Origin of the sequence: Enterovirga sp. GCM10030262 (genome assembly GCF_042666435.1) — a bacterium.
Classification (GTDB): Bacteria; Pseudomonadota; Alphaproteobacteria; order Sphingomonadales; family Sphingomonadaceae; genus Allosphingosinicella.
In genome coordinates this window covers 1,880,034-1,904,404 of sequence record NZ_JBHTDC010000001.1, presented here as the reverse complement: position 1 = coordinate 1,904,404, position 24,371 = coordinate 1,880,034, and the positions used below count along the sequence as shown (strand labels likewise).

The 24,371-nt window shown below is 67.9% G+C and carries 24 protein-coding genes; 9 read left to right on the top strand and 15 right to left on the bottom strand.

Going from position 1 to position 24,371, the window contains the following annotated elements; translation table 11 throughout:
* Positions 1 to 114 precede the first annotated feature (114 nt).
* Positions 115 to 381, bottom strand: a complete 267-nt coding sequence (locus ACFQRC_RS09210; protein WP_379960355.1) for a hypothetical protein — start codon at positions 379 to 381, stop codon at positions 115 to 117.
* A gap of 142 nt (positions 382 to 523) precedes the next feature.
* Between ACFQRC_RS09210 and ACFQRC_RS09205 the strand changes: the two genes are divergently transcribed.
* The 3 genes from ACFQRC_RS09205 (at position 524) to ACFQRC_RS09195 (ending at position 2,527) form a co-directional block, all read left to right on the top strand.
* Entirely contained in the window at positions 524 to 1,117 is a 594-nt protein-coding gene (locus tag ACFQRC_RS09205; RefSeq protein WP_379960353.1) for a hypothetical protein, read from the top strand.
* 62 nt (positions 1,118 to 1,179) lie between these two features.
* Positions 1,180 to 2,133, top strand: a complete 954-nt coding sequence (locus tag ACFQRC_RS09200; RefSeq protein ID WP_379960351.1) for a terminase large subunit domain-containing protein — start codon at positions 1,180 to 1,182, stop codon at positions 2,131 to 2,133.
* Complete coding sequence (locus tag ACFQRC_RS09195; RefSeq protein ID WP_379960349.1) at positions 2,027 to 2,527, top strand: hypothetical protein; 501 nt, start codon at positions 2,027 to 2,029, stop codon at positions 2,525 to 2,527. Before ACFQRC_RS09200 ends, ACFQRC_RS09195 begins: the two co-directional genes overlap by 107 nt.
* Positions 2,528 to 2,539: 12 nt before the next feature.
* On the opposite strand, the gene ACFQRC_RS09190 is transcribed toward ACFQRC_RS09195, so the two are convergent.
* The 3 genes from ACFQRC_RS09190 to ACFQRC_RS09180 all read right to left on the bottom strand — a co-directional run bounded on the left by ACFQRC_RS09190 (position 2,540) and on the right by ACFQRC_RS09180 (position 5,009).
* Positions 2,540 to 3,868: a PQQ-dependent sugar dehydrogenase gene (locus ACFQRC_RS09190; protein WP_379960347.1), complete on the bottom strand. Its 1,329-nt coding sequence runs from the start codon at positions 3,866 to 3,868 to the stop codon at positions 2,540 to 2,542.
* A complete protein-coding gene (locus tag ACFQRC_RS09185) occupies positions 3,865 to 4,293 on the bottom strand; it encodes a DUF2231 domain-containing protein (RefSeq protein ID WP_379960345.1) in 429 nt (142 codons plus the stop codon). The genes ACFQRC_RS09190 and ACFQRC_RS09185 overlap by 4 nt, the downstream gene beginning before the upstream one ends.
* A 242-nt stretch (positions 4,294 to 4,535) precedes the next feature.
* Positions 4,536 to 5,009, bottom strand: a complete 474-nt coding sequence (locus ACFQRC_RS09180) for a peptidylprolyl isomerase (protein ID WP_379960343.1) — start codon at positions 5,007 to 5,009, stop codon at positions 4,536 to 4,538.
* A 133-nt stretch (positions 5,010 to 5,142) separates the two neighbouring features.
* On the opposite strand from ACFQRC_RS09180, the gene mgtE reads away from it, so the two are divergent.
* Together mgtE and ACFQRC_RS09170 are read left to right on the top strand one after the other, a co-directional pair.
* The gene (gene mgtE / locus ACFQRC_RS09175) at positions 5,143 to 6,558 is read left to right on the top strand and encodes a magnesium transporter (RefSeq protein ID WP_379960341.1); all 1,416 of its coding nucleotides are present in this window, start codon (positions 5,143 to 5,145) and stop codon (positions 6,556 to 6,558) included.
* A 39-nt stretch (positions 6,559 to 6,597) separates the two neighbouring features.
* A complete protein-coding gene (locus tag ACFQRC_RS09170) occupies positions 6,598 to 7,002 on the top strand; it encodes a DUF1489 family protein (protein WP_379960339.1) in 405 nt (134 codons plus the stop codon).
* A gap of 32 nt (positions 7,003 to 7,034) precedes the next feature.
* Here the strand turns inward: ACFQRC_RS09170 and ACFQRC_RS09165 are convergent, their stop codons facing one another.
* The 4 genes from ACFQRC_RS09165 to fdxA all read right to left on the bottom strand — a co-directional run bounded on the left by ACFQRC_RS09165 (position 7,035) and on the right by fdxA (position 9,761).
* Positions 7,035 to 7,718 carry a head GIN domain-containing protein gene (locus ACFQRC_RS09165; protein WP_379960337.1) on the bottom strand — a complete coding sequence of 228 codons (684 nt, stop codon included), beginning with the start codon at positions 7,716 to 7,718 and terminating at the stop codon, positions 7,035 to 7,037.
* Between the two features lie 57 nt (positions 7,719 to 7,775).
* Complete coding sequence (locus ACFQRC_RS09160; protein WP_379960335.1) at positions 7,776 to 8,516, bottom strand: head GIN domain-containing protein; 741 nt, start codon at positions 8,514 to 8,516, stop codon at positions 7,776 to 7,778.
* Positions 8,517 to 8,632: 116 nt separating this feature from the next.
* Complete coding sequence (locus tag ACFQRC_RS09155; protein ID WP_379960333.1) at positions 8,633 to 9,169, bottom strand: CarD family transcriptional regulator; 537 nt, start codon at positions 9,167 to 9,169, stop codon at positions 8,633 to 8,635.
* 253 nt (positions 9,170 to 9,422) lie between these two features.
* On the bottom strand, positions 9,423 to 9,761 hold the full coding sequence (fdxA, locus tag ACFQRC_RS09150) for a ferredoxin FdxA (RefSeq protein ID WP_379960331.1): 339 nt from the start codon (positions 9,759 to 9,761) through the stop codon (positions 9,423 to 9,425).
* A 138-nt stretch (positions 9,762 to 9,899) separates the two neighbouring features.
* On the opposite strand from fdxA, the gene ACFQRC_RS09145 reads away from it, so the two are divergent.
* Positions 9,900 to 10,820: a DUF2268 domain-containing putative Zn-dependent protease gene (locus tag ACFQRC_RS09145; RefSeq protein ID WP_379960329.1), complete on the top strand. Its 921-nt coding sequence runs from the start codon at positions 9,900 to 9,902 to the stop codon at positions 10,818 to 10,820.
* Positions 10,821 to 10,829: 9 nt separating this feature from the next.
* Here the strand turns inward: ACFQRC_RS09145 and ACFQRC_RS09140 are convergent, their stop codons facing one another.
* Positions 10,830 to 11,126 (bottom strand): RNA-binding S4 domain-containing protein, encoded by a 297-nt coding sequence (locus ACFQRC_RS09140; protein WP_379960327.1) that lies wholly within the window; start codon positions 11,124 to 11,126, stop codon positions 10,830 to 10,832.
* Positions 11,119 to 13,632 (bottom strand): helicase-related protein, encoded by a 2,514-nt coding sequence (locus tag ACFQRC_RS09135; protein WP_379960325.1) that lies wholly within the window; start codon positions 13,630 to 13,632, stop codon positions 11,119 to 11,121. The genes ACFQRC_RS09140 and ACFQRC_RS09135 overlap by 8 nt, the downstream gene beginning before the upstream one ends.
* 212 nt (positions 13,633 to 13,844) lie before the next feature.
* Between ACFQRC_RS09135 and ACFQRC_RS09130 the strand changes: the two genes are divergently transcribed.
* Complete coding sequence (locus ACFQRC_RS09130) at positions 13,845 to 15,392, top strand: M23 family metallopeptidase (RefSeq protein ID WP_379960323.1); 1,548 nt, start codon at positions 13,845 to 13,847, stop codon at positions 15,390 to 15,392.
* 194 nt (positions 15,393 to 15,586) lie between these two features.
* Here the strand turns inward: ACFQRC_RS09130 and ACFQRC_RS09125 are convergent, their stop codons facing one another.
* The 5 genes from ACFQRC_RS09125 to ACFQRC_RS09105 all read right to left on the bottom strand — a co-directional run bounded on the left by ACFQRC_RS09125 (position 15,587) and on the right by ACFQRC_RS09105 (position 21,523).
* Positions 15,587 to 17,269, bottom strand: a complete 1,683-nt coding sequence (locus ACFQRC_RS09125; RefSeq protein ID WP_379960321.1) for an ATP-binding protein — start codon at positions 17,267 to 17,269, stop codon at positions 15,587 to 15,589.
* A 104-nt stretch (positions 17,270 to 17,373) separates the two neighbouring features.
* Positions 17,374 to 18,129, bottom strand: a complete 756-nt coding sequence (locus tag ACFQRC_RS09120; protein ID WP_379960431.1) for a TIGR02186 family protein — start codon at positions 18,127 to 18,129, stop codon at positions 17,374 to 17,376.
* A gap of 2 nt (positions 18,130 to 18,131) precedes the next feature.
* Positions 18,132 to 19,043 (bottom strand): sulfite exporter TauE/SafE family protein, encoded by a 912-nt coding sequence (locus ACFQRC_RS09115; RefSeq protein WP_379960319.1) that lies wholly within the window; start codon positions 19,041 to 19,043, stop codon positions 18,132 to 18,134.
* 60 nt (positions 19,044 to 19,103) lie between these two features.
* The gene (locus ACFQRC_RS09110) at positions 19,104 to 19,934 is read right to left on the bottom strand and encodes a hypothetical protein (protein ID WP_379960316.1); all 831 of its coding nucleotides are present in this window, start codon (positions 19,932 to 19,934) and stop codon (positions 19,104 to 19,106) included.
* 200 nt (positions 19,935 to 20,134) lie between these two features.
* Positions 20,135 to 21,523, bottom strand: a complete 1,389-nt coding sequence (locus ACFQRC_RS09105; protein ID WP_379960313.1) for a glycosyl transferase family protein — start codon at positions 21,521 to 21,523, stop codon at positions 20,135 to 20,137.
* Positions 21,524 to 21,729: 206 nt separating this feature from the next.
* On the opposite strand from ACFQRC_RS09105, the gene nhaA reads away from it, so the two are divergent.
* Positions 21,730 to 23,013 carry a Na+/H+ antiporter NhaA gene (nhaA, locus tag ACFQRC_RS09100; protein WP_379960429.1) on the top strand — a complete coding sequence of 428 codons (1,284 nt, stop codon included), beginning with the start codon at positions 21,730 to 21,732 and terminating at the stop codon, positions 23,011 to 23,013.
* Positions 23,010 to 24,299, top strand: a complete 1,290-nt coding sequence (locus tag ACFQRC_RS09095) for a hypothetical protein (RefSeq protein ID WP_379960310.1) — start codon at positions 23,010 to 23,012, stop codon at positions 24,297 to 24,299. The genes nhaA and ACFQRC_RS09095 overlap by 4 nt, the downstream gene beginning before the upstream one ends.
* Positions 24,300 to 24,371: the final 72 nt, after the last annotated feature.

Below are 24,371 nucleotides of genomic sequence, written 5' to 3'. Positions count from 1 at the left end.
TCTTCCCCGCGCTCTATCTCATCAGGGGTGTAGCCGCGCTCTTCTTCATCCATCGCGGACGTTTCACATGGTCGCGCGATGTCCGCAATGGGTCGTTAACGGACATTCGTGGGCTCAGGCGAGAGGATCGCGATCTGCCGCGCTGCTCCGTTGCAAGATTGTGGATACCGCTTCACGCCAATCATCCCACAGCGCGATGTCCAGCGGTGCGCCCGGCCCGAGTATCGAGTCATTTGTGCGAGTGAGCGATCCCGCCAGCACCGCGATCTGATCCTCTGATCGACCGCCGACCTCCCACCATTTTTCGAGGAAGAGGCGCATGGCGTCGAAGGCCTCCAGTTCGTTGAGGGTGCGCGTCGGCTTCCCGGTCCAGTCGCTCATAGCGGCAGCATAATCCGAACCTTAACGTCCGCAATGGGTCGAATGCACACGTCGAGTGAACGGCCATCAAGGGCGGGTGGTGCAAGAGTTTTTCCAAGGGCCGGGTTTCGCCGGCCCTTTTCTTTTGGGCGGGAGAGAAAGGATGAGCGAGGACGATGAGCGGGAGATCGTGCCGGGGTGCAACAGGGGGCTGCACGCGCGCAAGCGGCGGCATGCCTATTTCGGCAAGGCGCGGCGGGAGGCGTTCCTGGAGCATCTGGCGGCGACCTGTAATGTGATGGCATCGGCCGAGGCGGCGGGGGTGAGCGTCAGCGCGGTCTATGCCAACCGGATGAAGGACGCCGATTTCCGCGACGCCTGGCGGGCCGCGCTGGAGCAGGGTTATGCGCGGCTGGAGGCGGCGCTGATCGAGCGGGCGGCGCGGGGCGACGGGAGGCCCGCGGTGCGCGGCGACAAGATCGTGGCGGGGCCGGACGCGCCGGAGGAGGTGGACTGGGACAAGGCGATGGAATTGCTGAAACATCACCAGCGCGGGCTTGCCGGCCGGACGGCGGACAACCGGGCGCGGCCGGCGCGGGTGCCGATCGAACAGGTGGCGGCGAAGCTGGTGCGTAAGCTCAAGGCGCTGGGAGTCAGACCTTCGGATCAAAGTGGTACTTTGATCCGGGAGGGTTCGGGCGAAAGCGGCGGCGATTCCGCCGTCTCACCTCGGGGCGAGCAAGGTCAGCAGTCGTGAAAAGGAACGTTGTGCGGCTGTCTTCCGACGCCGGTGTTCCCGGATCCCGGATCAAGTCCGGGATGACGAAAGAGGAAACCGGCGACGATGCGGGACTGCGCCGCTGGCTGGAGGCGGCGGGGGCGCAATTGTCCGACGCGGCTCTGACCCGGACCATGCTGAGCCTGAGCCCCGGCGAGCGAATGACCTTGGGAGAGCATTGGCCGCTCTGGACGAATCCCGGGCAGGAGGAGCCGCCGGGCGACTGGCGGGTGTGGCTGATGATGGCGGGGCGCGGATTCGGCAAGACCCGGGCCGGAGCCGAATGGGTGAGCGCGCGGGCGCGGGAGACTTCGGGGGCTCGGATCGCCTTGGTGGGAGCGAGCGTCGAGGAGGTCGTGAAGGTGATGGTGAAAGGGCAGAGCGGCCTCATCGCCGTGGCGCGGACCGGGGAGGAGCCGGCCTGGCTGGCGTCGAAAGGCGAGCTCAGATGGCCTAACGGGGCTATCGGCTTCGCTTATTCGGGCGCCCGGCCCGACAAATTGAGGGGCCCCGAACATCATTTCGCCTGGTGCGACGAGCTGGCGAAATGGCGGCAGGCGCAAGCGAGCTGGGACACTCTGATGATGGGGCTGCGGCTGGGCGAGGCGCCGCGCACCATGGTGACGACGACGCCCCGGCCGATCACCGCGCTGAAGACAATCATCGGGCTGGAACGGACGGTGACGACGGGCGGGCGGACGGCGGACAACCCGCATCTGCCGGAAGATTATCAGCTCGGCATGGCGCGAATGTACGGCGGCTCGCGGCTGGGGCGGCAGGAGCTGGACGGGCATCTGTTCGAGGATGCGGCGGGGGCGCTGTGGACGCGGGCGCTGATCGAGGCATCGCGCCAAAGCGGTAGCCCGGCGCGGGGGGGAGCTGAAGCGCGTGGTCGTCGCCGTCGATCCGCCGGCGAGCGCGGACGGGGATGCGTGCGGGATCGTCGCGTGCGGGCTGGGGCGCGACGGATTGGGCTATGTGCTCGGCGACCATAGCGTCGGCGGCCTTTCACCGGGAGGATGGGCAGCGAAGGTCGCGCTGGTGGCCGAAATGTGGGGCGCGGACCGGGTGATCGCCGAAGGCAATAACGGCGGGAACATGGTGGACGCGGTGCTGAGGGGCGCGTGCCTGACCCTGCCGGTCAGGCTGGTACACGCCGCGGCCAGCAAAGGCGCGCGCGCCGAGCCGGTGGCGGCCCTGTTCGAATCGGGCATGGCCAAGCTCGCCGGGTCGTTCCCGGAGCTGGAGGATCAATTATGCGGCCTGACCGCAGCCGGCGGCTATGACGGGCCCGGGCGCTCGCCAGACCGGGCCGACGCGATGATCTGGGCCTTGTCCGAGCTGCTGCTCGTCAAGCGGGCGGCCGAGCCGCGCGTCTGGCTGCTGTGAGCGCCAACGCGTTTACTCTCCCGGCGCGGGGGCGGCGGGGGACGTCGCCGGGCGGCGGGCCGGGGTTACGCGCCAGATCGTGTTCGACAGGTCGTCGGCGACGATCAGGGCGCCGCGCGGATCGACGGTGACTCCGACCGGGCGGCCGCGGACCTTGCCGTCGGCTCCCATGAAGCCGGAGACGAAATCGACCGGCGCGCCGGCGGGGCGGCCGCCGCCGAACGGCACGAAGACCACCTTGTAGCCGGACGGGTCGGCGCGGTTCCAGCTGCCATGCTCGCCGACGAAAGCGCCCTCGGCGAACGACGCGCCCATCGCCGGCGTGGAGAAATCGAGGCCGAGCGCGGCGACATGCGATCCGAGGCTGTAATCCGGCCGGATCGCCGAGGCGACCTTTTGCGGATCCTGGGGCCGGACGCGGGGGTCCACATTCCGGCCCCAATAGCTGTAGGGCCAGCCGTAGAAGGCGCCTTCGCGAACCGACGTGAGATAATCCGGGACGAGGTTCGGGCCGATCTCATCGCGCTCGTTCACCACTGTCCACAGCCGGTCCGTGCCGGGCTGGATGGCGAGCGCGGTGGGATTGCGCAGGCCTGTGGCATAGGGATTGTGCGCGCCCGTCTCGGCGTCGATCCGCCAGATCATCGCGCGATCCTGTTCGGCCATCATGCCGCGCTCGGTGATATTGCTGTTGGAGCCGATGCCGACATAAAGGAAGCGGCCGTCGGGGCTGGCGGTCAGCGCCTTGGTCCAGTGGTGGTTGATCTCCGACGGCAGCTTCGCGACTTCGACCGGCGGTCCGCTCGCCCGGGTCTGGCCGTCGCTGTAATCGAACCGCACCAGCGCGTCCTGGTTCGCCACGTAGAGCCGGCCGCCGGCCAGCGCGAGGCCGTAAGGCGCGTTGAGATTTTCGGCGAAGACGGTTCGTCCCTCATAGACGCCATCGCCGTCCGCGTCGCGCAGCAGGGTCAGCCGGTCGCCGCTCTTGACCGCGCTCGTGCCCTTCGACTTGAAATAGCCGGCGATGACGTCCTTGAGCGTCAGCTTCGGCGCCGCGCCGCCCTTGCCTTCGGCGACGAGGATGTCGCCGTTGGGAAGGACGAGCGTCTGCCGCGGGATTTTGAGATCGGTGGCGATGGCGGCGATCGCATAGCCTTGCGGCACCGTCGGCCGCAGATCGCCCCAGGCCGCCGGGTTGGCGATATTCATGCTGGGAAGCAGGCCGCGCCGAGGCTCCGGAAGCTCCGGATCGGGACCGACCCGCACCGGATCGGGGTCGCTGCCGCAGGCGGTCAGGAGAGCCGCGAGGGCGGCGGCGGCGAAGAAGGTCGTGCGCCTCATCTCGTCGCTCCCTCGCGAAGGGTGGAAAAGCCGATCCAGGTTGCCGCCACCGCCAGCACTACCACGATCGCCGACAGGATGAGGCCGTCGGGCATGCTCGCCCAGACATCCTTGGCATGGATCAGCGCGTTGATGAAGCCGAGCACCCAGGTCGCCAGCACGAGGAGAAAGTAAACAAGCGGGCGCCCCCTGCGATCATCGGCGCGGATCAGGTCGATCAGCGCCCACAGGAATGCGAAGGCGCCGAAGACCAGGCCGCCGGCGATCAGCCAGGACGCGAAATTGGTCCATTGGACCTCGTAGCTCTCCCCGTAGGCGATGTCGCTGAGCAGAGCGGCCAGGAACAAGGTCAGGGTCGCGGCGAGCAGGACCGCGTGCAGCGGGTGAAGGGACCATCGGTACAATCGGTTTGCTGTGGCGGCCACGATGGACTTCCTCCCTGCCGATAAAGCGCGAGCCGGCCCGGCGATGCTCCCGCTTATGGAGGGCCCAACGCCAGAACTCGCGCGCGCGCCGGTGAACGGGGCACATATTGGCAAATGCCGGCGGGCACAGGATGTTCCGCGCCGACAACGAAAAGGCGGCCCGCCTGGGAAGGGCGCGGACCCGAATTCGTCGTGGAAAGGACGGCCCGGCTGCTTGCCGGCCGGGGCCGTCCCGAGTCGGATCAGCCCTGAAGCGCGGCCTTGACGATGCGGCCGGGCTGGGCGGGGGGCTCGCCCTTGGGAAGGGCGTCGACATGCTCCATGCCTTCGGTCACCTCGCCCCAGACGGTGTACTGGCCGTCGAGGAAGCGGGCGTCGTCGAAGCAGATGAAGAACTGGCTGTTGGCGCTGTTCGGATTTTGCGAGCGCGCCATCGAGCAGGTGCCGCGCACATGCGGCTCGCGGTTGAATTCGGCCTTGAGATCGGGCTCTGGCGATCCGCCCATGCCGGTGCCGGTGGGGTCGCCGCCTTGGGCCATGAAGCCGGGGATGACGCGGTGGAAGACGACTCCGTCGTAAAAGCCCTGGGCGGCGAGCGATTTGATCCGCTCGACATGGCCGGGCGCGAGATCGGGGCGCAGGCGGATGACGACGTCGCCGCCGCCCTCGGCTCCGGTATCGAGGGTGAGGACGAGGTTGTTGTTTTCGTCGGCCATGAAAGAGTCTCCTGATGGGGTCGGCTGCGACTTAGGGGCGGGGCCGCGGCCGCGCCACCCCCGCACTTCAGAAATATCGACAGCCGCCGCCGCCGCGCCTAGGAAGCGTTCGTCACGCGAACAGGAGAGGGCGATGAGCGACAGCGAATTCGACGCGCCCGAAATCCCCGTGACCGACCCGGCCGAGGACCAGCTCGACAAGGACGATCGGCTGAAGCCCGATTTCATCCGCCGCGTCATGGAGCGTGTCGACGCCGGCGACGCCGAAGGCGCGCGGGCGCTGGTCGAGCCGCTCCATCCGGCCGACATCGCCGATCTGTTCGAGATCGTCGATCGCGACGACCGGCGCGCGCTCGCCGCCGCGGTCGCCGACCTGCTCGACGGCGACGTCTTTTCCGAAATGAACGACTGGGTCCGCGAGGAACTGATCGACGCCTTGGAGCCGCACGAGGTCGCCGACATTGCCGGCCAGCTCGAGACCGACGACGCCGTCGCGATCATCGAGGACATGGAGGAGGAGGACCAGCGCGCCGTGCTGCGCGCGCTCGATCCCGACGACCGGGCGGCGATCGAGGAGGCGCTGACCTTCCCCGAGGAATCCGCCGGCCGCCTGATGCAGCGCGATCTGATCGCGGTGCCCGAACATTGGACCGTCGGCCAGGTGATCGATTATCTGCGCGCCGGCGAAGGCCTGACCACCGATTTCTGGGAGATATTCGTGGTCGACCCCCACCACCATCCGGTGGGGACGGTGCAGCTTTCCTGGATCCTGCGCACGCCGCGCCACATCGCGATGGCGGATTTGATGCAGCGCGAGCAGACACTGATCCCGGTCGACATGGACCAGGAGGAGGTCGCGCTCCGTTTCCAGAAATATGCGCTGATCTCGGCGGCGGTGGTCGACCAGGCGGGGCGGCTGGTCGGCATGATCACGGTCGACGACGTCGTCCACATCATCCAGGAGGAAGCGGGCGAGGACGTGCTGCTCCTTTCGGGCGCCGGCGAGGGCGACATCAACGAGCCGATCCGCGACAGCTATCGAGCGCGGGTACGGTGGCTGATCGCCAATCTCGGCACCGCCCTGGTCGCCTCGTTCATCATCGCCTTGTTCGGAGCGGCGATCGAGGAGATGGTCGCGCTTGCGGTGCTGATGCCGATCGTCGCCTCGATCGGCGGCAATGCGGGGACGCAGACGATGGCGGTGGCGGTGCGCGCGCTGGCGATGAACCAGCTCACCCGCTCCAATACCTGGCGCACCATCTGGCGGGAAATCAGGCTTGCGCTGCTGAACGGGATCACCATCGCCATCCTCATCGGCCTGGGCGCTGGCCTGGTCTTCTCGAACCCGGAACTGGGCGCGGTGATCGCGCTCGCGATGCTGATCAACATCGCGATAGCGGGCCTGGCCGGCGTCGTGGTGCCGGTGCTGATCGAGCGGCTGGACCAGGACCCGGCGGTGGCTTCGTCGGTATTCGTCACGATGATCACCGATTCCATGGGCTTCTTCGCCTTCCTCGGCCTCGCCGTCGCGTCCGGGTTGGTCGGCTAAGCGCTTGATCCGACGCCGCGATGGCGGCAGGGGATTGCCATGCCCTCGCTCCACATCAGCAAGGTCGCGGTCGGCTGCAGGACCTTCGACGCGCTCCGCAAACGGCAGGAATCGCGGCTGAGGGACGGCTTCGTGCCGATCGTCACGCGGTTCAAGCCGACCCGCGCGGACGAACTGATCGGCGGCTCCATCTTTTGGATCATCAAGCACCGGCTCGCCGCCCGACAGACCATAATCGGCTTCGCGGAGGGCGAGGACCGCCGGACGATCATCCGGCTCGCTCCCGAACTGGTTCCGGTAAGGGCGCTGCCCAAGCGCGCCCACCAGGGCTGGCGCTATCTCGCCGCCGAGGATGCACCGCTCGATTTCGACGGCGACGACGAAGGGCTGGCGGCGCTGCCGCCCAATCTGGCCATCAAGCTGGCGGCGCTGGCGTTGATCTAGAGCGGATGGAAAAGCTGCCGGGGGCAACTTTTCTATTCGCTCCCGCAGAGGACGCGGCCGGAGCCGCGGGATTTTACCGCGCAGGCGGGGGTGCCGAGGATGGAAGTGTCGCCGGGGCCGGTCGCGGTGACGCTGGCGGGGCCATTGACCGTCACGGCGATCGTGCCGGCGGTGTCGGCGACGATGTCGGCGTCGTCGGCGACGAGGCCGGCGGCGTCGAGATCGCCGCTGCCCTGGACGGTGGCGCGCAGCTTTTCGGTCTTGCCGCCGATCGCGATGCGGCCGGAGCCGAGCAGGCCGAGGTTGAGCATATCCGCCTCGACGGCGCCGAGCGCGATGCGGCCGCTGCCCGAGACCGCGACGTCGAAGCGCATCGCCCGCGCCTTGTCGATGGCGAGGCTCCCCGACCCCGTGACCGTCGCGCCGCGAAGGCCGTGCGTGGTCAGCGCGATGACGAGCGGGCCGCCCGCCTCGCCGGGAAAGCCGCCCCAGGCCGAGCGGTTCGGCCGCACCTTGAGCAGGCGTCCCTGGACCTCGATCGAGACGCCGTCGATCGCCTGCTGGCCTCCGCTGGCCGTGGCCGAGGCCGCCTTGCCGGTGGAGAGCGTGACGACGAAGGGGCCGTCCACCTGGACCCGGTCGAAATCGGTGACGGTGTAGCGGCGCTCCGCCGCCGTAGCGGGCGCCGCAGCGGCGAGCGCGAGTCCGGCGAGCATGATCCTTTTCATGGAAAGGACCATGAAGCCGACATGGTTAAGGCTTTGTAACGATGGTCAGCCGCCGCAGCGGACGTCGCCCGAGCCCATCTTGCTGATCGTGCATTTGGCCGGGCCGCTGATCGCGACATCGCCCGAGCCCATGATCGAGACATCGGCCGTCTCCATCGCGCGCGCGCTGACATCGCCCGAGCCGACGATCGAGACGGAGGCGCTGCGGCTCTCCAGCTCGGCGAGCGACACGTCGCCCGAGCCGGCGATCGAGACGTCGGTGCGCTGGGCCGTGCCGGCGGCGCGGATGCCGCCCGAGCCGGCGATCGAGAAGTCGGCGGTGCCGACGCGGAGCGATGCGATCTGCATGTCGCCCGAGCCGCCGATCGAAGCCGAGAAGCCGTCGCCCTCGACCTTGTCGATCTTCATGTCGCCGGAACCGCCGATCGAAGCGGCGGCGAGGGACGGCGTGGTGACGTAGATGGTGACGGGGGGACGGTCGCGGTTGAAGCCGATCGACCATTTCTCGCCCTTCTTGGTGCCGATGTGGAGATCGCCGTCCCTGACCTCGATCTCCAGCCGGTCGAGTTCCGCGGCGGACCCTTGCGCGCGCACCGAGACGGCGGGGCCGACCTGGACGACGACATTGTGGTGGCCGCCGAGCGAGACCGAATCGAAGGCGCCGACCTGATAATCGCGTTGCGTCGTCTCGCCGTGGGCCTGGTCGCCCGCGCCCTCCTGGGCGTCGGCGACGATGTTGCAGGCGGCGAGCGCCAGAGCGGGAACGAGGATGAGGGCGGCGCGCATGGCATGTCTCCAGAACTGTGTTGCATGTGCAATACACCTAGAGCGCGGCGGCCGCAACATGAAAAAGGCGGCCCGTCTCCGGGCCGCCTCGATCGTCCTGCCGCGAGCGCGAGCGCTTACTTCTCGGCGGACTTTTCCTTGTTGTAGATCGCCGCGGCCTTGTTGAGGATCTCGAGGATCTGCTCGAGCGCCTTGGGCTCGTCGACCTGCTCCATCGCGGCCAGCTCGCGGGCGAGGCGGCTCGAGGCGGCCTCGAAGATCTGCCGCTCCGAATAGCTCTGCTCGGGCTGATCGTCGGCGCGGAAGAGATCGCGGGTCACTTCGGCGATCGACACGAGGTCGCCCGAATTGATCTTGGCCTCATATTCCTGCGCGCGGCGCGACCACATGGTGCGCTTCACCCGGGGCTTGCCCTTCAGGCAGGCGAGCGCCTCCTGCATCGTCTTGTCGGACGACAGCTTGCGCATGCCGACGCTCTCGGCCTTGTTGGTGGGAACGCGCAGCGTCATCCGCTCCTTTTCGAAACGGAGCACATAGAGTTCGAGCTGCATGCCGGCGATATCCGTGCTCTGCAGTTCGACCACCCGGCCGACGCCGTGCTTGGGATAAACCACATAATCGCCAACGTCGAAGTTCAACGCCTTCGCTGCCATGAAATACACCTTCCGTGGAGATAGCCGCAAACCGGGCCAAGCCGCATCCGCCCCGTTGAACGCAGTCCAGTCATCTGATTTGCGGCGATTTCTGTTCGATCACCAAGTTGCGGGCACGAGCGGCACCCGCTTCGATACGATTATATAGCACGGAATGGCCGCAAAATCTAGGCTTGCGGCGGCCTTTCATCCGGAATCCGCCAGCGCTCGGCGACCCTGCGGCTATTACGGTACGCGCTGGATGGGGGACGGATCAGTCGCCCTCGCCCGGCTCGGAAGAGAAGTATTTGTCATATTTGCCTTCCTCGCCCTTATGCTCGTCGGCGTCGGCGGGGGCTTCGCGGCTGCGCGTGATGTTCGGCCATTCGGCGGAGAATTTGGCGTTGACCTCGAGCCACTTCTCCTGCCCCGCCTCGGTGTCGGGGAGGATCGCCTCGGCCGGGCATTCGGGCTCGCAGACGCCGCAGTCGATGCACTCGCTGGGGTTGATGACCAGCATGTTCTCGCCTTCGTAAAAGCAATCGACCGGACACACTTCCACGCAATCCATATATTTGCAGCGGATGCAGGCTTCGGTGACAACGTAGGTCATGGTGCACGCTTCTCCTGAGACGCCCTGTCCCTAGTCTCGCGCCGCCGCGCTCGTCAATGACGACGGCGCAAGCGGCACCCGTGCCGGCCGCCCATCAGGGTCATTGCCAAAACTGTATTGTCGGAATAACACAGTGGCATGAAACATGCTGTAACCGTCACCGCTGCCCTCCTTCTTCTTCTCGCCGCAGCCGCTCCGCCGACCGACATCCGCCCCGCAATAGTCACCGACGATGTCGACCGATTCTACGCCGTCTACGACGCGGCCGGCGGGCGCCCTACCGCCGGGCAGCTTCAGCGCGACTATCTGGACGAGGGCAGCGACGGCCTCGACGAGTTCGCCAGGATCAGGCGGATCACCGGCGAGCGCATCGCCGCCGCCATCGCCGAGCGGCCGGAAATATATGTGGACGCCCGACGATGCGCGGAGACCCTCCCGGCCGTTAAGGAGAGGCTCAAGGCGGCGCTGACCCGCCTCGGCCAACTCTATCCAGCGGCGAGCTTCCCGCCGGTCACCATCGCGATCGGGCGAGGCAAGCCGGTCGGTACCGCTAACGCGGCGGCGGGGGTGATGATCGGCCTGGAGGCCCTGTGCGCCGTCGATTTCTTCAATCCGGATGTGGAGGAGCGCTTCGTCTCCGTCATCGCGCACGAATATGTCCATGTGCAGCAGCCATCGGCGCAGGCCGAGGATTCCGGCGATACGGTGCTCCAGGCCGCTCTCCTCGAAGGCGGCGCCGAGTTCGTGACCGAGTTGATCACGGGGTCGGTCAGCTACGGCCATCTCGCCCCGGCGACCCGCGGCCGGGAAAGGGAGCTAGAGACCGAATTCCTCGCCGATCAGGACATGTCGGCGATGGGGTCCGACTGGCTCTATAACGGAATGGGCACGCCCGAGCGGCCGGGCGATCTCGGCTATTGGGTCGGCTACCGGATCGCCAAAGCTTATTATCAGGGCGCCGCGGACAAACAGGCGGCGCTGCGCGACATTATCGAGGTGCGCGACGCGAAGGCGCTCGTCGCCAAGAGCGGCTGGTATCCGGGGATCGTGCTGGGTTGACGGGGCGCGTCATTCCGCTCGTGCAGCGGAGGCTTGGCCTTCGGGAAGCTCGGCATAGAGAGCCCGCGCCTCGGCGGGCGGCCCCCGGCGCACGGGCAGCGCGTCGACCCTGAGGACACGCACGACGCCGCGCTGGGCAAAGCTCAGCACGTCGCCGACGCGGACCGGCGCGTGGGCGCGGTCGATCACCCGGCCGCCGAGGCGGAGTCGGCCTTGTTCCGCCAGCTCCTGGGCCTGGCTCCGCGTTTTCGCGATCCGGGCAAACCAGAGGAACTTGTCGATGCGGAGGGTCTCCGCCTCAGCCATTGCGCCGCAATTTGCCCAGCGCGGCGAAGGCATGGCCGGGATCGGCCTTGCGCTCCGGCTGCCGCGGCGCCCCCTTCCACACCCACCCCAGATCGTTGGCCGCCGGCCGGAAACCGAGATCGCGCATCAGCCGGGCGACGGACTGCGGCCGGAGGCCGAGCGACGTCGCCAGAGCCTCGTCGATCACGCTCGCCTGCTTGCCCGACCGCGCCTGGTGCGCGTGGCGGGCCAGACGCTCGGCGAGGTCGACGCGCAGCATCTGCGGCCCCATCGCCCGGAATCCCAATCGGGCGAGCATGGCCCGCGCCGCTTCGTCGGGCGTGGGCAGGAGGACGCTGGCGGGCGGCGGCAATGGCGGCATGGCCTCGCCCGCGGCGGCGGCCTTGAGCGCGGTCCGCCAGCGCCGGGCCTCGGGCTTCAGGACGTCGGGGATGAACAGATCGAGCGCGCCGATGCGAACGCCCAGCCGCGACAGGCCCCGGCGCTGCTCGCGATCGAGGTTCGCCAGCGGTCTCGCCACGGCGGCGCGGGCGACGATGCCGCCTTCGTCGACGAGCATGGCGAGGACGGATCGCGCGTCCGGCGCGACGGCGGGGTCCTGAGCGGCGAGGCCCGCGGCGCGCAGCGAGCCGAGCGAGCGTTCGACCCGGCTTCGCACCCAGTTCTTCAGCCGCTCGACGACGGCGTCGCGCCCGCGCTCCGAGACCCGCGCGAGGCGCCTGTCGAGCAGGATCCGGGGCGACAGCAGATTCTTGCCGGGGCCGAGGCGCGCCACCTCATGGCCGCGCCAAAGGATGGCGACCTTCTCGCCCGCCTCGGTGCGCAGCGTGAAATGATCGTCGGTGTCGGCGACCAGGGCCGCCGCCCGCTTTTCATATTCGCCGCCGAGCCGGCGTTCGGCCGTCGCGAGCAGCATCTTGCGATCGGAGTGGCGCGCCAGCGGATCGACCTGGAAGTCGAAGCCGTCGAGCCGGCCGATCGGATAGGTGCCGACGCTCACCTCGCCCTGCTCGTCGACGATGACCGGGAAGTCGCCGGCGCCCTTGCCGCCGACGTCGCGCATCAGCACCGCCGTGCGGCGGTCGACGAAGCGCTGGGTCAGACGCTCGTGCAAAGCGTCCGACAATTTCTCCTCGACCGCCCGCGTCCGCTCGGCCATCGCCGCGGGCGCGGCCAGCCAGTCGGAGCGGTGGGCTATGTAGGCCCAGGTGCGCACGCCGGCGATCCTGTCCGCCAGGGTGTCGATGTCGCCCTGGACATTGTCGAGCCGGGCCACCTGCTCGGCATACCAGCCCTGCGGAATCCGGCCGGCGCCTTCGCTGAGATGGCCATAAAGGCGCGCCACCAGCCGGGCATGGTGATCCGCGCCGGTCTTGCGGAAATCGGGGAGCCCGCAAGCGGCCCAGAGCCGCCTCACGCGATCCGCCCCCACCGCGCGGCGCCGCACCTCCGCGTCCCCGGCCAGCCGCTTCAGGACGGCGAGGTCGACGGCTTCCGGGGCCGCGCGGAGGGCGGGCTCGCCGGGCCGCCGCTCCAGCGAACGGATCAGCGCATCGACATGGCTGAAATCGGGCTCGCCCTCGCGCCAGTAGAGATGATCGAGCGGCGCGAAGCGATGCTCCTCGATCGCCTCGATCTCCTCGGGCCTGAATTCGGCGCCGCGGTCGCCTTCGAGGGTGAGCGCGCCGAACGTGCCGTCGCGCTGGTGGCGCCCGGCGCGGCCGGCGACCTGCGCCATCTCGGCCGGGGTCAGCCGCCGGCGCCGGCGTCCGTCGAACTTGGAGAGGCCGGCGAAGGCGACATGGCCGACATCCATGTTGAGGCCCATGCCGACGGCGTCGGTGGCGACCAGATAATCGACCTCGCCCGCCTGATACATCGCCACCTGCGCGTTGCGCGTACGGGGGGAGAGCGCGCCCATCACCACCGCCGCGCCGCCGCGCATCCGCCGCAGCATCTCGGCGACGGCGTAGACCTGCTCGGCCGAGAAGGCGACGATGGCGGAGCGCGGGGGCAGGCGTGACAGCTTGGCGGGGCCGGCATAGCTCAATGTCGAGAAGCGCGGGCGGCCGATAATCTCCGCCTTGGGCAGCAAGGCGCGCACCATCGGCTTCAGGCTCTCGGAGCCCAGGATCATCGTTTCCTCGCGGCCGCGGGCGTGGAGCATCCGGTCGGTGAAGATGTGGCCGCGTTCGGGATCGGCGCCAAGCTGGGCCTCGTCCAGGGCGACGAACGCGACGTCCCGCTCCATCGGCATGGACTCGGCGGTGCAGAGCAGCCAGCGCGCATCCTTCGGCAGGATCTTCTCCTCGCCGGTCACGAGAGCGACCTGGCTCTCGCCCTTGAGCCTGACGACCCGGTCATACACTTCGCGCGCGAGCAGCCGCAGCGGGAAGCCGATCATCCCGCTCGAATGCGCGCACAGCCGCTCGACCGCCAGATGCGTCTTTCCGGTATTGGTCGGCCCCAATATAGCCGTTAGCGGCGACCGGGCGAAATCGCTCATCCGCTTTAGATTGGATCGCCCCGCCCAATCCGCAACGTTTCGAGGCGCTTCGCGAAACCGCCCTCGGCTCATCGACGCCAGCGCGCGCTTCACCGCAAGGGGCCGTCGCGCCGGAATCCCTTTACTTTACTTTAACCGTCTTTCCCCACAGTCCTAGGCCCCTGGCGCGCTCGCGTCGGGGGTTGGTTAACGGAGCCGCGGGGGCGTCCGAATTGTATCAGTTTAGCGACATTGGAGCCGGGCATGGCGGCGGGACAGCCGTCCTGGGCACCGCCCCTGCGCTCGCCCGCCCGCCGCTGGTTCCCGGTTTCGCCGACGCCCTCCAGGATGTCCGCGTCCGCATCGAGGAGCTCGATCTCGTCACAGATCTGGGCGTCCGGATCGGCTCGGGCGAATGGCTGCGCGGCTTCGCCACCTGCTTTGCCTTGTGCTACGCCGCCTGGTCCTTCGCGCCCGCCATCGAGCCGCTGCCCGGATATTCGCCGGCGGCGCTGCCCGACGCCCAGTGGGAGGAAGCGCGGACCCTGGCGATCGCGCCGCTCGCGCTCGGCGCCGACACCGGCCGCCGGATGGCGCCGACCGACGCCGTCGAGCCGCTGACCGACACGCCCGAGCGCCCGCGCATCGACCTTGTCGCCACATTGGGCCGCGGCGACAGCTTCGCCCGCGTGCTGGAACGCGCCGGCGTCGCCGGAGCGGAAGCGGACGAAGTCGCCGAGATGGTCGCCAAAATCATCCCGCTCGACGAGGTCAAGCCCGGCACTGTCGTCGACGTCACGCTCGGCCGCCGGCCCAACAGGATCGTCGCCCGGCCGCTCGACGCCCTCGCCTTCCGCGCCCGCTTCGATCTCAAGATCGCCATTGAAAGGGTGGACGGCCAGCTGGCCCTCACCCGCATCCCGATCGCGGTCGACGACACGCCGCTCCGCATCCAGGGACGCGTCGGATCGAGCCTCTACCGTGCCGCCCGGGCCGCCGGCGCGCCCGGCAAGGCGATCGAATCCTATATCCGCGCCATCGCCGGCCAGATCAGCATCGGCAGCATCGGCGCCGACGACGAATTCGACATCATCATCGAGCATCGCCGCGCCGCCACCGGCGAGACCGAGACCGGCCAGCTCCTTTATGCCGGCCTCGACCGTTCGCGCGGCAAGGACCTGCAATTGATGCAATGGGACCAGGGCGGCCGCGCACAATGGTTCGAGGCGTCGGGCGTCGGCAAGACCAGCGGCGCGCTCCAGCGCCCGGTCCCGGGCAGGGTCACGTCCAATTTCGGCAAGCGGCGCCATCCGATCCTCGGCTACACCCGAATGCACAAGGGCATGGACTTCCGCGCCGGCCACGGCACCCCGATCGTCGCCGCCACCGATGGCCGCGTGACCGCCGCCGGACGCGCGGGCGGCTACGGCAAGCAGGTCCGCATCAAGCATGACGGCGGACTGATGACCTCTTATTCCCACATGAGCCGGATCGCCGCGTCGGTCGGCTCCCGTGTCAAGCAGGGCCAGGTGATCGGCTATGTCGGATCGACCGGCCTCTCGACCGGGCCGCACCTCCATTACGAGCTCTACCGCAACGGCGTCGCGATCAATCCGGCGTCGGTGAAGTTCACGACCAGAGCCCAGCTCAGCGGCCGCGACCTCGCCAATTTCCGCGGCCGGCTGCGCAGCCTGCTCGGCGTGCCCGTCGGCGGCACCCGGGCGCCCGAGGCGGTTCAATCCGCCGAGGCCCAGGCGAACAAGGCCGCTGCCGGCCCCTGACACCGGAAGCCACGGATTGAAGGACGTCGCCACCAGGCGCCGTCCTTCGCTGTTTGGCGGGATGTGGGCTTAGAGCAGGATGGGATTGCGTCGAATCGTCATTGCGAGGAGCGCGAGCGACGAAGCAATCCAGTCTGAGCCTGCGCCCCTCTGGATTGCTTCGCTCCGCTCGCAATGACGATGTGTTAGCCGGTTCAGCGGCCCTGGGCGCGCCAGCGCTTGACGACGCGGGCGACCATCGCTTCTTCCTCGCCGGTCTGCTTCCACAGCTCCGAAAAAGCCGGGTCGGACGAGGCCGGCCGGCGGTCGCGCTCGAGATCGTCGAAGGCGACGCGGATCGGAATGGAAACGCCCTCGCCGCAGACGATGCATTCGCGGTTGCGGAGCGCGGGGATGACGTCGAGGAAGCCGCGCGCGCCTTCCGGCATCGCGCTCTTCACGAACGCCTGGTCGCGATCATTGTTGAGGCGCATGCAGACGATGGTGCCGCATTGCGAGAGCACGCCTTCGGCGAGATCGGAGGGACGCTGGGTGATGAGCCCCAGCGACACGCCATATTTGCGGCCTTCCTTGGCGATCCGCTCGAGAATCTTGCGGGCGGCCTGGCCGTTCGACGTCTTGTCGGCGGGAACGTAGCGATGCGCCTCCTCGCAGATGAGGAGGATGGGCCGCTGCAGCTCGTTCCGGGACCAGATCGCATAGTCGAAGACGAGACGCGAAAGCACCGCGACCACGACCGACGTGATGTCCGAGGGAACCCCGGACACGTCGACGATCGAGATCGGCTTGCCCTTGGCCGGCAGGCGGAAAATCTTGCTGATGAAGCCCGCCATGCTGTCGGCGACGAGCATCCCCGAGAACATGAAGCTGTACCGCGAATCGGCCTTGAGCTCGTCGATCTTGGTCTTGAGCCGCATGAACGGCGCGGTGTCCGTCGCCTTGTTGAGCAAGCCCATTTCGTGGGTGATCGCATTGGTGAGATCGGACAGGGTATAGGGTATCGGCGAATCGACGGTGAGCTTGGTCAGCCCTTCAGCCGCCCGGTTCTTGCTGCGCGCGTGGAGCAGGCATTTGGCGAGGATGTCGCTGTCCTGCTGCCGGTCGGCGCCGCTCGAGGTGATGAAGACCTCGCAATGCTCCTCGAAATTCATCAGCCAATAGGGCATGGCGAGGTTGTCGACGTTGAACAGCTCGCCATTGCCCTTGAACGCCGCCGAATATTCGCCGTGCGGATCGATCATGACGATATGGCCTTCGGGGGCCATGTCGCAGATGCGATGCATGATGAGGGCGGCCGAGGTCGACTTGCCGGTGCCGGTCGAGCCCAGCAACGCGAAATGCTTGCCGAGCAAGGCGTCGATATAGAGGGCGGCGCGGACGTCGCGGGTGGGATAGACGGTCCCGATCTCGATATGGGGCCGCTCGTCGGCGGCGAACATCTGCTTGAGATCCGTCGCCGTCACCGGGAAGACGCGGTTGCCCGGAATCGGGTAGCTGGTGATGCCGCGCTTGAAATTGATCAGCCGGCCCGCTTGCTCGTCCTCGTCTCCCTCGCCGAGGAAATCGATCTCGGCGGCGACCATGTCGCCCTCGGCATCGGTCACGCGCAGGTGACGGACGTTGGCCAGCAGCCAATGGCCACCGGATTCGAGCTTCACCTGGCTGCCCACCTGCCCCGACATGGCGACGCTTGGATCGGCTTCGCCGGCCAGCTCCCTCAGGCGCCGGCCGCTCATCTGGATGCGGGCGCCGCCGCCGGACACGTCGAAGACCGTGCCGATCGGCTCGTGCCGGGTTGAAAAGGTGGGGATCGGCTGGACGGCGGGCGCCCGCTCGTCCGGTTGATCGCCCTGCGGGACGCTATGGAAGTTCATCATATCAGTCATGCGTCAGGGCGGACTTTCCTGTTGGCGCGCTTGATCGTCCGACAACCCTCTAGCCGACAAGGGTAAATAACTTCCTTGCGCGAACAGGCGGCGGTTCAGGCGCGCCGGAACAGCGCGCTGGCGCTCCATCCGAGGAACAGCGAGACCAGAACCGCGACGAGGCCGTAGGTGAAGGACCAGTCGTCCGCCGCCTCCGCGACGAAGCGTTCGAAGCCGAGCTTCTCGATCCTGATCTCGCGCACCGCGGCGGCGATGACCCGGCCGTCCTGGATAAGAAAGGTTTCAGCGGTATAATCGCCGACCGGCACCCGCGCGGGGATGGTGAGCCGCGCGCGATACAGCACGCCGCCGGTAATCTCGACGCCGTCCGGCTTCTCCAGATAGAGTTGCTGCCGGCGCATCAGATCGATGAGGCCGCGCTCGAAACGCTGCTGCTCCGCGGGCGTCGCGCCCGCGCCCGGGGAAAGCTGGAGGTTCTCGAGGCCCAGTTCATAAATGGCCGCCGTGCGTTCGTCGACGAGCTCCGACAACGGACTGGACGAAGCGACCGCGTAGAAGGAAGGAGCGGAGCGGAAGCGCTCATTCTCCACGTTCATCCAGATGCCGGCCACCTTCTGCTTCTCGCGGACGATGATCGGCTGCAGCGGTCCCTTGACCACGACCGCGATGTCGGCCGGATCCTCGGGCACGACGCCGCCGGGATAGATGATCGCGCCAAACAGCAGCAGCTCGGCGCCGCTGAAGGAATATTGTATCTGGATTTCGCGCTGCGATACGTCGGGCACGAGAACAGGCTCGGTGGCGCCGAGCGCAAGCGGCAGCGCCATGAGCAAAGCGAGCGCGCGCAACATCCTCAAAGCAGCTGCACCGTATAGATTTCCTGCGGCCGCCAGCCGAGGCCCAGCGCCATGCGGAAGGCGACGGCGAGCACCATGATCGCCAGGAACATGCGGAGCAGCTCCGGCTTCACCTTCTGCGAAAATCGCGCGCCGACCTGCGCGCCGACCACGCTTCCGAGGAGCAGCAGGACCGCCAGGACGATATCGACCGACTTGGTCGTGGTCGCGTGCACCAGGGTCGTCGCGGCGGTGACGAACAAGATCTGCATCAGCGACGTTCCGACGACCACCGTCGTCGACATGCCCAGCAGGTAGATCATCGCCGGCACGACGATGAAACCGCCGCCGACGCCGAGCAGCGCCGTCAGCGCCCCCGCGAAAAAGCCCAGGACGAGCGGCGCCAGCGGCGAGATGTAGAGGCCGGACCGATAGAAGCGCCAGCGCATCGGTAGCGCGGCGATGAGCGGATTGTGGCGTCGCGCCGGCGCCTTCCTGGCGCGCGGCTTGATAATGTCGAGCGCGGTCGCGGCCTCCTTGGCCATCAGCAGGCCAATGCTGCCGAGCAAAACCACGTACAGGATGGCGATGACGGTATCGATCTGGCCGCTGTCCTGGAGCAGGCGGAAGAGCACGCCGCCGGCCAGCGCGCCCAGGATGCCGCCGGCGACGAGCACGCCTCCCATGCGGTAATCGACCCCCTTGCGGCGGCGGTGGGCGAGCATTCCCGAGACGCTCGTGCCGGTAATCTGGGTATTGGCCGACGCGACGGCGACCGCCGGCGGGATGCCGTAGAAAATGAGAATAGGCGTCGTCAGGAACCCGCCGCCGACGCCGAGCATGCCGGTCAGCAACCCGACGATGCCGCCGAGTCCGACGATCACCAGCGCATTGACCGACATTCCGGCGATGGGCAGATAGATATCCATGGGCGGCGCGAAGCTAGCCGCTAAACTTCGGGGGCGGAAGGCCGCAAGCCGCCGTCTTCCTCAAAAATCGGTGGCCAGGACGAGCGCCGGCCCCGAGGCGGGCGCGGCTTCGCCGGCGATGCGCACGCGCCATTCGGCGGCGAGGCGCAAGTTCGCGTTCCGGGCCGGGAGGCGCAGCGATATCCGAGGCCCCACATCGAGCCGCGACAACCCGGGCTGCGCCGCGCCCCAGATGCCGCCACCGGCTTCGAGATCGCCATCGGAATCGACCCGCACCTTGAGGTGCGCGGCGCCGTCGGCGAACAGATCGCGCGATCGCAGGCCGACCACGCCCGCCTGAACATAGGCGTCGAGCCGCACCGGCCCGACCAAGGGCCGGTCGGAGACGCCGCCATAAGCCAGCAGCGCAAAGGCGGATCGACCCTCGCTTCCGATGGCCTGGCGCCGCTCGGCGAGAAGCCGCACCGGGAGCGCCGCCGCCGGCTTCCATTCGACACCCAGCGCCGCCTCCGCGCCATCGCCCTCCAGCGGCGCATAGACCCGACCGGTCAAGGCCAAGGCCCGATCGGGATCGTCGTTCAGCCGATAGAATATCCGGCCCCCCGCCTGGCTCCCGCCGAGCGTGCCAGCGGAGGCGAGGCCGGACGCCCCATCGCGCCGCACGAACAGCCAGGCCGAAGCGGACCAGCGGCCCGCGCGCGGCGGCGGCGCTGCAAGAGCCGCGGGTGCCGGGGCGAGCTGCGCCCGGACGGGAAGCGATGAAGATTGGGGCGGCGGAACGGCCTCCCATCCGACGAACCTGTTCGACGGCGCGGCGATCGGACCCCAGGGCGTCCCATGATCCGGATGGTCGAACGGGTGAGAGGATTGAAGACGGCGGGGAACCGACATTCTTTGAGCCGACCGGTCTCGAACCGGCCAAGGTCGGATCGCGCCCGGCGTGACCGGGGCGATCTGCCTTCCCTCCGGAGCAATCTCCCGCGGCCCGGCGGCGCCTTCCGCCCACCAGGCGGGCATTGTCAAAGCCGCTCGAACACAGGCCCAGCCGCACATTGTCAGGACCAGAAACCTGAGCGGCGGCGGCGGCCCTTTCATTCGGCCGGGAGAGCTGCCGGAAAGAAATGGACGGTCTTGTCCCAATCGACGCGGCCGGAACGCCTCGTACCGAGATAGCGCATGACGGCCCGCCGCGCGGCTAGCATCGCGATGATGTTGCCGATCACGACCCGCGGGATCGACCGCAGCCCTTCGCGCCAGCCATAAAAGTGGGTGACGAAGCCGAAGCGCATCGCCACGCGCCAGCCCAGCAGCACGAAATTGGCGGCCAGCAGGGCGGCGAGCGCCGGCGCGACCGGCTCGGGCGGCGCGCCGAAGAAGATGTGGCGCAGGCTCAGCACCGCCCAGAGCAGCAAGGCGACATAGGCCGCGAACAGGAACAAGGCCGCCAGCACAGACTGCCGGTCACGCAGCCGCATCCATCGTTCGGCGACACCCCCGGTCCAGCCCAGCCTGTCCCAGCCGGACAAGGCGATGCCGGTCATCCAGCGGGCCTTCTGGCTGACCGCGGCCTTGATCGTGCAGGGGAAATATTCCCGCGTCATGACCACCGGCCGGCCGCGCTCGCCTGGCAAGCGGACGAACGCCGCGCGGCGACCCATCGCGCGCAGCCGAAGGCCCAACTCATAATCCTCGGTCAGGCTGTCGGCGTCGAACGGCGCGCCTCCGCCGGCGGCGGCGATCTCGGCCAGGGCGTCGCGCGCGAACGCGCAGCCGACGCCCGCCGATGGAAGACCCGCGCCGAGCGCCTCCCGGACGACCATCTCCTTGGCGTGGGATTCCGCGAACTCATCGGCGTAATGGCCGGCGATCCACCGGGAGCCGGGGTCGATCAGCGGAAGGACGGGCAGCTGAACCAAAGCGAAGCGATCGATGAGGCTGTCGAACAGGATAAGCTCGGCGGAGTGGACCACATCTTCGGCGTCGTGGAGGACGATAGCCTTGACCGGCTTGGCCTCCGTTGCCTCGTCGCCCAGCATCGCTTCCCATATCCGGTTGAGGCAGTCCGCCTTGGTCGTCGGCCCCGGCTTCGGCCCGATCACCAGCCGCACACGTGCGTCCGTCACGCGCCGCACCGCGTCGATCGTCGCGGGGTCGTTGGGATAGGCTCCCACGTAGATCCGGTAATCGTCGTGACGAAAAGTCGCGAGCGCGCTGCGCAGCATCTCGCCGATCACGCCGCTCTCTTTCCACGCCGGCACGAAGAGGGCGAGGCGCCCGGGCCTGTCCGTCGGCTTCAGCGTGGCGGCGCTGGCGCGTTCGAAGCGGCGATAGATGGTGAAGCGCCGCCTTAGAGTCCGCGCGATCCAGATGAAATCGACGAGCAGGTCGCTGGTCCCGAGCAGCAGGAAGCCGGTTCCCGCGAACAGAGCAGCCTCCCGCATGACAAGGCCGAGCCCCGCGAAAAGCAGATCCTCGCCCACGCCATGGATCCCCCGATTCGGACCCGGAATGATCCATTATGGAGGCGAGTTATGCAAGCCCCGAGAAAGACGGCTCTTTTCTACTCGGCCGTCGCCGGATCGGTCTCGCTGATCGCCGTCCTTTGCAACATCGGGCCGAGCAAGGCTAAGACGTTCATGAACCGCTCTCCAGCGGTCAGGATGCAGCCGATCCCGAAGGAGACATGATGGACAGTGAAAGCGGATCGGCGCGCCCGTCATCGGCGCTGCGCGCGTTCCTCTCCAGCGAGGCCGCCGGGGGACTGCTGCTGATGGGCGCGGCCCTTCTGGCGATGATCGTCGCCAACTCTCCGCTCTACGACCTCTACCATCACGCGCTTCACGATCCGATCGGGCCGGTGCTTACGCCGAAGCTCGGCCCGATGACCGTCCATCTGTGGATCAACGACGGGCTGATGGCGCTTTTCTTCCTGTTCGTCGGGCTGGAGATCAAGCGCGAGTTCGTCGACGGCCGCCTGGCCAGCTGGAGCCAGCGCCGCCTGCCCTTCGTCGCCGCCGCCTCGGGCATGATCGTGCCGGCCGCCATCTACCTCGCGCTGACGTCGGGCACGGCGGGGCTGGCCGGCGGCTGGGCCATTCCGGCCGCGACCGACATCGCCTTCGCCATCGGGGTGCTGGCTTTGCTCGGCAAGCGAGCGCCGACTTCGCTCAAGCTGTTCCTGACGACCGTCGCCATCGTCGACGACATGGGCGCGGTGGCGATCATCGCCGTCGCCTATACCGCCTCGATCAACACACTCGCGCTCGGCGTCGCCGCCGCCATCCTCCTCGTCATGTACATCCTGGGCAAGAGCGGCGTCACCCGGCTGTGGATCTACATGCTGCTCGCGCTCGCGCTCTGGTATGCGGTGCTGCTGTCCGGCGTCCACGCGACCATCGCCGGCGTCCTCGCGGCGGCGATGATCCCGATCGTCAAGACGCCAGGCGCGCCCGACGCCGCCCATTCGCCGCTCCATCGGCTGGAGCATGCGATCACGCCTTTGGTGGCCTTTTTCATCGTGCCCCTGTTCGGCTTCGCCAATGCCGGCGTTTCGCTGGCGGGAATGGGGCTCGAACAGATATTCGCGCCGCTCCCGCTCGGCATCGCCGCCGGTCTCTTCATCGGCAAGCAGATCGGCATATTCGGCGCGGTCTGGCTGTCGGTGAGATTTGGCTTCGCGACACGGCTGAGAGGCGCGACGTGGCTCCAGATCTACGGCGTATCCCTGCTGTGCGGGATCGGCTTCACGATGAGCCTGTTCATCGGCGCGCTCGCCTTCCCGGGCGACCCGTTGCTGGTCGAGGAAGCCAAGATCGGCGTCCTGCTCGGCTCGATCGTCTCGGCGCTCGCCGGCTACGTCCTGCTCCGCCTGGCGCCGCAGCACCGCCGCCATGAAGAAGTGGAGGCGGCGAAGAACCGCGAGATCGACGTTGACGGAGACGTCCTTTCCATTGAGGAAGGACGACCATGAAGTGGCTTTCCATGCTGGGCGCTCTGTTCCTCCTCGCCGCCTGCGTATCCGACCGGGTCGCCAATGACAGCCTCGACGAGATCGCGGCCGATTATGTCCAGATGACCCTGGAGATAGGCGAGCGCGAACCCGGCTATGTCGACGCTTATTACGGGCCGCCCGAATGGGCCGACGCCGCCAAGGCCGCGCCGCGCTCCGTGGCCGATCTGGCTCGCGAGGCGGCAGCGCTCGCCGCGCGGACCAATGCCATTGACGCGGCCAGCCTCGAGCCGCTCGAGCAGCGCCGCCGGACTTTCCTTCTCGCCCAGCTCCGCGCCGCCTCGACGCGGCTGCGGATGCTGCAGGGCGAGAAACTGAGCTTCGCCGACGAGGCGGAGGGATTGTTCGGAGTCCGCCCCGAGCTGGAGCCGCTTTCGACCTTCGATCCGGTACTGGCGCGGATCGAGGCGCTGGTGCCGGGTTCAGGCCCGCTTTCCGAGCGCGTCGATGCGTTCCAGGAGCGCTTCACCATTCCGACGGATCGCCTGAAACCGGTCTTCGACGCCGCCATCGCCGAATGCAAGCGGCGCACCGCCGCTTATATCGCGCTACCGGCGGGTGAGACGTTCACGATGGAATTCGTCACGGACAAGAGCTGGTCCGGCTACAATTATTACAAGGGCGACCTCACCAGCCTCATCCAGATCAACACCGACCTGCCGATCCGCATCAGCCGCGCGGTCGATCTCGGCTGCCACGAAGGCTATCCCGGGCACCATGCGCTCAACATGCTGCTCGAGCAAAGGCTGACGCGGGAGCGCGGATGGGTCGAATATAGCGTCTATCCGCTATATTCGCCGCAATCATTGATCGCCGAAGGCTCGGCCAATTACGGCATCGACCTCGCTTTCCCCGGCGACGAGCGGCTCGCTTACGAGACCGCGGCGCTCTACCCGCTGGCGGGTCTCCCGACCGCCGACGCCGCCGAATATCTCGCCTTGCTGGAGGCGATCGAGGATCTGGCCGGCGCCCGCTTCACCATCGCCGCCGACTATCTCGAAGGCCGCATCGACCGCGCCAAGGCGGTGGAGCTGACGCAAAAGTATCAGCTGGTCTCGAAGGCGCGGGCCGAGCAGTCGGTCGACTTCATCGAGCAATATCGAAGCTACGTGATCAATTACGGTCTCGGCCAGGACATGGTGCGCGCGCATGTCGAGGCCGCCGGCCCCGATCCCGCCGCGCGCTGGGCGGCGATGGAGAAGGTGATCTCCGAACCGACCCTGCCGAGCGATCTGCTCGTCCGCTGATGCGATTCGTCATGCTGAACTTGTTTCAGCATCCATCTTTCTTTCCGGGACAGGCGCTGCAGAAGCTGGACC

What these genes read in the sequence shown, in the direction of transcription:
- ACFQRC_RS09210 (WP_379960355.1), bottom strand. Translation starts at nt 381, where the DNA reads ATGAGCGACTGGACCGGGAAGCCGACGCGCACCCTCAACGAACTGGAG.
- ACFQRC_RS09205 (WP_379960353.1), top strand. Translation starts at nt 524, where the DNA reads ATGAGCGAGGACGATGAGCGGGAGATCGTGCCGGGGTGCAACAGGGGG.
- ACFQRC_RS09200 (WP_379960351.1), top strand. Translation starts at nt 1,180, where the DNA reads ATGACGAAAGAGGAAACCGGCGACGATGCGGGACTGCGCCGCTGGCTG.
- ACFQRC_RS09190 (WP_379960347.1), bottom strand. Translation starts at nt 3,868, where the DNA reads ATGAGGCGCACGACCTTCTTCGCCGCCGCCGCCCTCGCGGCTCTCCTG.
- ACFQRC_RS09180 (WP_379960343.1), bottom strand. Translation starts at nt 5,009, where the DNA reads ATGGCCGACGAAAACAACAACCTCGTCCTCACCCTCGATACCGGAGCC.
- mgtE (WP_379960341.1), top strand. Translation starts at nt 5,143, where the DNA reads ATGAGCGACAGCGAATTCGACGCGCCCGAAATCCCCGTGACCGACCCG.
- ACFQRC_RS09170 (WP_379960339.1), top strand. Translation starts at nt 6,598, where the DNA reads ATGCCCTCGCTCCACATCAGCAAGGTCGCGGTCGGCTGCAGGACCTTC.
- ACFQRC_RS09165 (WP_379960337.1), bottom strand. Translation starts at nt 7,718, where the DNA reads ATGCTCGCCGGACTCGCGCTCGCCGCTGCGGCGCCCGCTACGGCGGCG.
- ACFQRC_RS09160 (WP_379960335.1), bottom strand. Translation starts at nt 8,516, where the DNA reads ATGCGCGCCGCCCTCATCCTCGTTCCCGCTCTGGCGCTCGCCGCCTGC.
- ACFQRC_RS09155 (WP_379960333.1), bottom strand. Translation starts at nt 9,169, where the DNA reads ATGGCAGCGAAGGCGTTGAACTTCGACGTTGGCGATTATGTGGTTTAT.
- fdxA (WP_379960331.1), bottom strand. Translation starts at nt 9,761, where the DNA reads ATGACCTACGTTGTCACCGAAGCCTGCATCCGCTGCAAATATATGGAT.
- ACFQRC_RS09145 (WP_379960329.1), top strand. Translation starts at nt 9,900, where the DNA reads ATGAAACATGCTGTAACCGTCACCGCTGCCCTCCTTCTTCTTCTCGCC.
- ACFQRC_RS09140 (WP_379960327.1), bottom strand. Translation starts at nt 11,126, where the DNA reads ATGGCTGAGGCGGAGACCCTCCGCATCGACAAGTTCCTCTGGTTTGCC.
- ACFQRC_RS09135 (WP_379960325.1), bottom strand. Translation starts at nt 13,632, where the DNA reads ATGAGCGATTTCGCCCGGTCGCCGCTAACGGCTATATTGGGGCCGACC.
- ACFQRC_RS09125 (WP_379960321.1), bottom strand. Translation starts at nt 17,269, where the DNA reads ATGATGAACTTCCATAGCGTCCCGCAGGGCGATCAACCGGACGAGCGG.
- ACFQRC_RS09120 (WP_379960431.1), bottom strand. Translation starts at nt 18,129, where the DNA reads ATGTTGCGCGCGCTCGCTTTGCTCATGGCGCTGCCGCTTGCGCTCGGC.
- ACFQRC_RS09115 (WP_379960319.1), bottom strand. Translation starts at nt 19,043, where the DNA reads ATGGATATCTATCTGCCCATCGCCGGAATGTCGGTCAATGCGCTGGTG.
- ACFQRC_RS09110 (WP_379960316.1), bottom strand. Translation starts at nt 19,934, where the DNA reads ATGTCGGTTCCCCGCCGTCTTCAATCCTCTCACCCGTTCGACCATCCG.
- nhaA (WP_379960429.1), top strand. Translation starts at nt 21,730, where the DNA reads ATGGACAGTGAAAGCGGATCGGCGCGCCCGTCATCGGCGCTGCGCGCG.
- ACFQRC_RS09095 (WP_379960310.1), top strand. Translation starts at nt 23,010, where the DNA reads ATGAAGTGGCTTTCCATGCTGGGCGCTCTGTTCCTCCTCGCCGCCTGC.